This is a genomic window from Oligoflexus sp., assembly GCF_035638955.1.
Classification (GTDB): domain Bacteria; phylum Bdellovibrionota_B; class Oligoflexia; order Oligoflexales; family Oligoflexaceae; genus Oligoflexus.
Genome location: NZ_DASQYZ010000042.1, coordinates 1 through 7,408 on the forward strand (window position 1 = coordinate 1; position 7,408 = coordinate 7,408).

The 7,408-nt window shown below is 49.3% G+C and carries 7 protein-coding genes; 5 read left to right on the top strand and 2 right to left on the bottom strand.

Features of this window, described 5'->3' with window-relative positions; translation table 11 throughout:
• Positions 1–107: 107 nt before the first annotated feature.
• Positions 108–644: a hypothetical protein gene (locus VE954_RS04115; protein ID WP_324949947.1), complete on the bottom strand. Its 537-nt coding sequence runs from the start codon at positions 642–644 to the stop codon at positions 108–110.
• A gap of 365 nt (positions 645–1,009) precedes the next feature.
• On the opposite strand from VE954_RS04115, the gene VE954_RS04120 reads away from it, so the two are divergent.
• The 5 genes from VE954_RS04120 (at position 1,010) to VE954_RS04140 (ending at position 6,392) form a co-directional block, all read left to right on the top strand.
• Positions 1,010–2,026, top strand: a complete 1,017-nt coding sequence (locus VE954_RS04120) for a cytochrome-c peroxidase (RefSeq protein ID WP_324949948.1) — start codon at positions 1,010–1,012, stop codon at positions 2,024–2,026.
• Between the two features lie 10 nt (positions 2,027–2,036).
• Complete coding sequence (locus tag VE954_RS04125) at positions 2,037–2,354, top strand: cupredoxin domain-containing protein (RefSeq protein ID WP_324949950.1); 318 nt, start codon at positions 2,037–2,039, stop codon at positions 2,352–2,354.
• Positions 2,355–2,359: 5 nt separating this feature from the next.
• A complete protein-coding gene (locus VE954_RS04130; RefSeq protein WP_324949952.1) occupies positions 2,360–2,821 on the top strand; it encodes a hypothetical protein in 462 nt (153 codons plus the stop codon).
• 55 nt (positions 2,822–2,876) lie between these two features.
• On the top strand, positions 2,877–5,261 hold the full coding sequence (locus tag VE954_RS04135) for an ATP-binding protein (RefSeq protein ID WP_324949954.1): 2,385 nt from the start codon (positions 2,877–2,879) through the stop codon (positions 5,259–5,261).
• Positions 5,262–5,630: 369 nt separating this feature from the next.
• Positions 5,631–6,392: a TylF/MycF/NovP-related O-methyltransferase gene (locus tag VE954_RS04140; RefSeq protein WP_324949956.1), complete on the top strand. Its 762-nt coding sequence runs from the start codon at positions 5,631–5,633 to the stop codon at positions 6,390–6,392.
• 809 nt (positions 6,393–7,201) lie between these two features.
• Here VE954_RS04140 and VE954_RS04145 read toward each other — a convergent pair.
• Positions 7,202–7,408 (bottom strand): hypothetical protein (locus VE954_RS04145; protein ID WP_324949958.1); only part of this gene is annotated, 207 nt, incomplete at its 5' end.

The window sequence follows — 7,408 nt, forward strand, 5'->3', positions numbered from 1 at the left end:
GTGTTGCAGATCCTTTTTCCTTCAATCCACATATTGCGTCAAGCCGGACATGCTCATTCAAAAATATTGAATGCGGGACTATCAGATTTGGGACCATGCGGGATCTGTCAAGTCAGGCAGGTTCTCGACGGCCCACTTTTAACGTCCTGGATGGCTACTCCGACTTTTAAACCTGCCGAATCAAAACCCATGAGCGCTAGCGCCCCCTCGACCCCCTCTTCCCCCATATGCATGCCGTCCGTGGTAAAAACAGCTTTGAGCACCGAAAATCCAAAGACAGGTACTCCGGGATAGCGCTTCTCTATTGCGGAGGCGAGCTTTTCGCCACTGAACTCCTGGGTAAAATAAGCAACAAGGAATTTGGGGTTTTTAATGCTATATGCATGCTTTAGTGTTGCTGTTTCCAACATATCAGCTGCTCTTTTAACAGCATTGCTTTCGTCTTTATCTATAGCCCAACCGTCTGACATTGATAATGATTCTATATTCTTTAAGTTATCTGTTTTGGCTGATACAGAAGCTGTGTGCATCAGCATGGATAAAACAAAGAAAAAGCGGGTCATTGACACCACCAGGATTTTAAAGTTGGATCTTAAAATCAACACCATGCGAAACTCCATTAATTTAGTTTGGACGCTCATCATATTTGGACTCTTGAAAGGTACGTTTACTCTCAGGATTTTGCATAAACTACACATCCGTAACGCTGTCCATCAAGGCCTCATGGTTTATTACGTTTTTTCCTATCGACCAATCCTCCCCCCACTTTAGGTGCGTAAATACCCTCATTTCCATAGTATTCCCTTGGTTAGCATGATGTCCCGGAGAAGATCAACGGAGACCGCCTCAAGGCTTTTCATACTGAATATCCTGCGGACAGACACACCGAGGGTTAAGTGGCAGTTTTATCGATTTCCATGCACTGACTTACATAATCCAAAATTTTTGTTTAATATTAACATATCCCGGTCACACACAATACGAGTCTCATAAGCGAGGGTACGGTTTCATGTCCGACTTTCCATTTGTGATACTTGCTCTCGGGTTTTTGTCTGCTGGCGCAGGACTTGCTCAGGGCCAGCCAGAAGTCCAGAAGCATATGTCTCTCTACAACAGACCCAATGCAGTCCCTTACCCGGAGCATAATGCCTACTCTCCCGCCCGGGAGAAGCTCGGGCATGTTTTGTTCTTCGACCCCCGGCTGTCAGCCTCGGACTGGATATCCTGTGCGACCTGTCATAATCCTGGCCTTTCCTGGGGTGATGGCCTGCCCAAGGCCAAAGGTCATGGAATGCAGACGTTGGCGCGACGGACCCCGACCATACTCGATGCTGCCTGGATGAAGAGTTTATTTTGGGACGGAAGGGCTGAAACATTGGAGGAGCAGGCAGTGGGGCCAATTCAGGCGGCTGGTGAAATGGCTCTCCCCCTTGCCGAGATGGTCGGTAAACTGAACAGGATCGATGGTTATAAACCCCTATTCGCAGCAGCCTACCCTGGTGAGGGTATTTCGGAAAAGACAGTGGCCAAGGCTATCGCAACTTATGAACGGGCAGCCTCCGTCTCGACCGAGGCTCCTTTTGATCGCTGGATCAAGGGTGAGAAGCAGGCCATATCCTCAGCCGCGCGCCGCGGTTTTGTTCTTTTCAACGCCAAGGCAGCCTGCAGTCGATGTCATTCAGGGTGGCGCTTGACGGACGATAGCTTTCATGACATCGGCGTGGCTGGTGACGATAAAGGCCGCGGAGCCCTGTTCCCGGACATCGAAGTCAATCAGTTCGCTTTCAAGACACCTACGCTTCGCAACGTGGCCTGGCGGGCTCCCTATATGCATGATGGTTCGGAGGCGACCCTGGCTGACGTGATCGAATTCTACAACGTGGGCGGGCGGGAAAAGCGGGCCAGCCTTTCAACCCTTATTCGCCCCCTGAATCTTACCGAACAGGAGAGGAAGGAACTTCTGGAGTTTCTTGAGACTCTCAGCAGCCCTGTGCAAAAGACAGAAATACCCATGTTGCCCAAATAGGAGTTTCAGAGTGTACCGGAGCATCTTCCTTGGCTTGATTCTCGTCCATCCTGCAACGCTGGCCCTCGCAGAAGTCCATAAGGTTTATCAGAAGGGAAAATCCTTCTCGACCCAGGAATTGAAAATCAAAGCTGGCGACAGCGTCGTATTTCATAACGATGACGATACGGCTCATAACGTCTTCTCGTCCTCTGCGGGGACCCGCTTCAACTTGAAAATCCAAAACCCAGGGACCAAAAACGAGCAAAAGTTCGAAAAGCCGGGAGAGGGCGACATCCGTTGTGCGATTCATCCAAGCATGAAAATAAAACTGAAAATTGAAGAGTAAATGAAATGGCAAAACTCCCTCAATATATGACACTTGTATTTATTTTCAGCTGCATGTCAGGGCCGGCAAGCCTGAGAGCGGAGGAATCCAGGCAAATCGAAATCCGCCTGAGCACCCAGGGCAACGATATTGCCTTCGACAAAAAATATATTGAAGAGTCCTATGCGCCTGAAATCAAAATAAAATTTGTAAACAAGGCAGCCCCGGGATCTCAAATCCTTCACAATATTGCCATATTGAAGCCTGGCGAGGTGGAAACCGTAATCCAGGATATACAAAAGCTTGGCTATGACCTCGAAAAGCTCAAGAACCATAATAGTGTCCTGGTCATGACTCAGGCCCTGGACCCGGATGATGCGGAAGTCGTCACCTTGCGTGCCCCCGGAAAAGGCTTCTATCCCTATATCTGCCTTATGGCAGGGCATGGGGACATTCTGGAAATGAGGGGTATCCTGCGTCTGAAGTAATGTCTGCCCTTATCCTGCTGCAAAGTTCTCATGATTACCTTCAGGGAAAAATGAAATGAACCTTCGTGGTAAACAGTGGCTGATGCTCAGCCTCATCGCGCTTTCGGCCATAATTCTGGGATGTATCACGGTCCTGGCCATCCACCACATCCGTACCCGGTACGATGAAATGATCGATCGCAACATCAGGCTCAAAAGCGAATTTTCCGAGCTCAAAAAAATTGCCATCGAGGTCTCCCGCGACGAGTCATTTCTCAGCTCCAAGGATCCGACCCTTATACTGATTCAGGCGGAGAACATTGACAAGTTTATCATGCAGGGCGAAAAGATACGGGAAAAAAGCATCGGGATCATCGACGAGGCTCTCGTCGAAAAAGTCTCAGCCTTGATCTCCAGCTATAAAACCTCTTTTGATTCGGCTGCCGCTCTTCTGATCCAGGAAGGCACGAACCAGGAGGGGCTGGCCGGTGACGTATTTAACAAGATTGAGAAAGCAAAAACCAAGACCAGCGGCCAAAATGAATATCTGGTTTTTCTCTATAAGGTTGAAACCGCCTTTCTCAAATATCTGGATTCCCGGGATCCCAGGCTGGTGCGTGAACTCATCAGCATGCTGCGTAGGTCAGGTCATCTGACCGAAGTTATCGCCATACTTTCGGAAATAGATCGCAACAACCAAGCGGTTGAAATTGAGAGAGAAAATTTTCTCAAAAACATTCAGGTCCTTAACGAACAAATCGATAAGGCCCATGAGGCGATTGAAGGGATGGTGCTCAGGAAAAAGGAATCTCTGGCTGTGGACACATCCAGACTTCTATACGGCGTGGCCAGCCTCGTTGTTTTCAATATAATCCTTATTGGTTTCTCGGCCTATGTTTTTAATGTCGTATCAAGAAAGATGGATGAAAATACGGGACTCCTGCACCAGAAAAATAGGGATATGGCAACGATCCTTGAGAATGTAAGCATTGGCATCTTCACGATCACTCCTGAGGGAAACATTCATAAGGAATATTCCCGCTGCCTCGAAGACATACTAGGGGAAAAGGAATTGGCAGGCCGGCCTGTAATCGAGCTGCTTTCAAGGACGAATATGGCGCCAGATACCCTGAGCCAGGTCTCGCATCTCATCCAGGCGAGTCTCGGGGAGAGTATTCTTACCTTTGAGGCAAACGAGGGCTCCCTGCCCAGGGAGATCATTCTCCATCTGGAAGACGGCTCGCGCAAGATTCTTGAGCTGCAGTGGGATCCGATCACTGACAACGATATTCTCGTCAAAAGCATGGTCTCCATCAAGGATGTTACCGAGCTGCGCCTGCTTCAGTCTGAGGCCACGCGGCAGAAGGATGAGACCAATATTCTTTATGAAATCCTGCACGTTCCTCAGCAGAAAATGGAAGCGTTTCTACGCAGCGACGAGGAGTATCTGTCCCAGAGCCTGAACCTTGCAGGCGAAGTCGATATGCCCGGCGGGGAGAAGTTGAACATGTTGAAGCGCTACCTTCACACACTCAAGGGTAATGCTCGCACGTACAGGCTCACATATCTTGCCAATAAGGTTCATGGCATAGAGGATATGCTAAAGGAAGGCAGCAGATTGGATCGACACTTGTTGAGGGCCAGCCTGAATGAGCTGCTTATCCTTTGGCAGACTTATGAGCGCACATATTGGGACAAAATTAGAACAAATAACAGTACCGTCGATCCCTACTGTCAGGAGGAATTTCAATATTTAAAGACCAGAATTCAGGAAATCCTCGAATTCAGTAATTTTCGCTCGGTACAGTTTAGTATTCGCAGTCTTTACCACCGTCTCAAGGCCTTTAGTGGAGAGACCTTAAAGGCTCTGGTGAATAACCATTACAGCATGCTCAGTGACCTCGCCCGGGACGAGGGCAAGGGAGCCGTCATCCTGCGCTTTGACGGTGAAGACGCCCTGCTCACTGAGCAAGGGAAACGCATTTTCAGTGATGTGTTCATGCACATCTTTACAAACGCCCTCGTCCATGGAATTGAAAATGCCGCTGAGCGTCAGGCGCATGGGAAAGCGGCGCACGCAACTCTCACAGTAACAAGTCAGCAGCAAAACGACTGTCTGGAGATAACCATCGAGGACGATGGACGTGGCCTCAATCTTCCAAAGCTCGCAGAGATTGCCAGATCGAAATTTGGGCAGCAGCAGCTGAAAGAAGAGGCTCTGGCGGAGTTGATTTTTGAAAGCGGAGTATCGACAGCCGAAGAAATAAGCTCTTTGGCAGGGCGAGGTGTTGGTCTCGACGCAGTCCGTCAGTTTATAAAGGAGGAGCACGGGAGCATATACGTCAGTCTCCACGATGCTCATGCAAGCACACTTTCACCATTCCGAGCTTTCCGTTTTCACATTCTGATCCCTCTTAACTTCCGCCTTGTGGAGACCCAGAGCCATTTAAAAATAGCATAGGGTTCCGTACCAGGATAAGCCCTTCTATTCGGCTCTGTTGCGTTTGTGTTTTCCGATCACTCAACCAGCTAAAATCAATAATATCGCCATACTTGCATACTCAATGGTTTCTTCAGGTTACATTTTATTGGAAAACAAACGCAACAGAACCGTGGTTGTTACCGGATTGCTTGAAATTTACCCAGCGAACCGCGCGGTTTCTGAGCCAACCATGTCGCGTGCGCCGTAGCAAGCTTTATAGATGTAATACGGTCAGCTCACGCGTTGTCGGCATGGCCAAATCAACCTCCCCACCGATAAGCGTCTTGCCTTTGACCCACCGCTGTGCAACTATTCGCAGTCCTGGACAGAGGCAAAAGGAAGCACCCCATGCTGCAACGCACCATCAACGCTATCGCTCGTCGAATAGGCTATGAAATTGTCAAACGAGGCGAATCGCCGCCGGATTTTGAAAAGCGGCATTTGGATATCGTCCATCGCGTGACGCCTTTTACCCTGACGGGCCCTGAGCGTATTTATACTTTGATCGAATCCGTTCGTTATCTCATCAAAAATGATGTGCCTGGCGCTTTTGTGGAATGCGGCGTCTATAAGGGTGGCTCGATGATGACGGTGGCCCTCACGCTCCAGGGCGAGGGTGTGAACGATCGCGATCTATATCTTTTCGATACCTTCGAGGGCATGCCCAAGCCAACCGATAAAGACATCGACATCCATGGTGTTCCAGCCATCAAAATCTTTTCCAAGAAAAAATTGAGTGAAGTGAGTTCCGAGTGGGCGAATGCTTCTCTGGAAAGCGTAAAAAACGCCATGGCCAGCACAGGATATCCTGCCGAACGCATTCACTATGTAAAGGGTCTGGTGGAAAATACGATACCCGCGCAAGCTCCTGCTAGCATTGCCCTGCTTAGGCTGGATACCGATTGGTATCAATCGACCAAGCATGAGATGGATCATCTATACCAGCGCGTATCAAGAAATGGTGTGACCATCGTCGATGACTACGGCCATTTCCGGGGTGCGAAGGAAGCCGTCGATGAATACTTCAGCAAACATCAGCTCACTCCCTTTATGCATCGCATCGATTACACCGGCCGTTTGATTGTGAATGACACGCCCTTAAATCATTAAAATTATTAAAATAAATTTTTCAAAATAGCTCGAGGCTGAGGCCCCGAATTCCGACAAAGATTGAGGAATCTGAAATGCCTTGACCGTGTTTCGACCACAAAAATTCCTGGTGCCTCTGATCGGACATGCGAAGCATGGTGGGCAGCTGAGTAGAAGCAGAATGAAGAGCGATTCGGCGACAGCACGGAAATCTTCGTGAAAGAATCAAGGCTGGTATCGCAAAAGCTAAAGAACAAGGGGGTTGAGGTGAGTAGACCCACCGGATCGCTCCGGTGGGTCTACTCACCTCAACCCCCCTAAGCGAACTTGTACGATGCGTGTTGCGGTCGGGTTCCACCCAGGCCGGGGACCGGTTCACCGGATGGAAATCAGGGGGCGAGGGGGGTATCTGGCGGACTTCGAACGGTGGCGGGAAAGGCTTAAGGCAAGGACGACCGAGATTCGCGGCAAGCACAAGGCTGCCCGGGAAGCCAGTCCTGTCATTGAGCAACGATCCTGGCCCTCAGATCGGCCGAAGATCGTGAAAAAATCCAAACCCGAGGATTAAAATGATTCATGACTGCAGGCCAATCGCATAAGAGTTGTTCACGGAATCGGCGCATTCTCCTGCCTCTGGATTCATCACAGACAACTTGATGCTCGCTGATTCAATGCATGGATTCCCGGCAAAACCAAACAATTGATTCCAAAACTCTTCGTACAATATCTGCGCCTCGGTCAGCTATATTTCTGCATCCGCACCATTTGCCAGGGTTTTCCGTTGTGTTGCAAAAAAACCAGGGCCCCGGAAAGAATGATTATGAAATAAGCTAACTGTTAAAATTATTGAGAAATTTCGAAACTACCGTGAACCTAAAGGCCTTGGCAGCCAAGGCCTGCTGAAATTTCAGGCATTCTTTGTGCGCCAAGATAAGCGGCGTGTATCTCGCGGGTGAAAGTCCCGCAGCGGAAGGGGAAGTCAGCCCCACCGCGTAACGAGTCTTGAGTCCCTGGAGGTAACGAAATGGACTAAGCGT

Coding starts and splice junctions, on each gene's coding strand:
- VE954_RS04115 (WP_324949947.1), bottom strand. CDS start 644: ATGATGAGCGTCCAAACTAAATTAATGGAGTTTCGCATGGTGTTGATT.
- VE954_RS04120 (WP_324949948.1), top strand. CDS start 1,010: ATGTCCGACTTTCCATTTGTGATACTTGCTCTCGGGTTTTTGTCTGCT.
- VE954_RS04130 (WP_324949952.1), top strand. CDS start 2,360: ATGGCAAAACTCCCTCAATATATGACACTTGTATTTATTTTCAGCTGC.
- VE954_RS04135 (WP_324949954.1), top strand. CDS start 2,877: ATGAACCTTCGTGGTAAACAGTGGCTGATGCTCAGCCTCATCGCGCTT.
- VE954_RS04140 (WP_324949956.1), top strand. CDS start 5,631: ATGCTGCAACGCACCATCAACGCTATCGCTCGTCGAATAGGCTATGAA.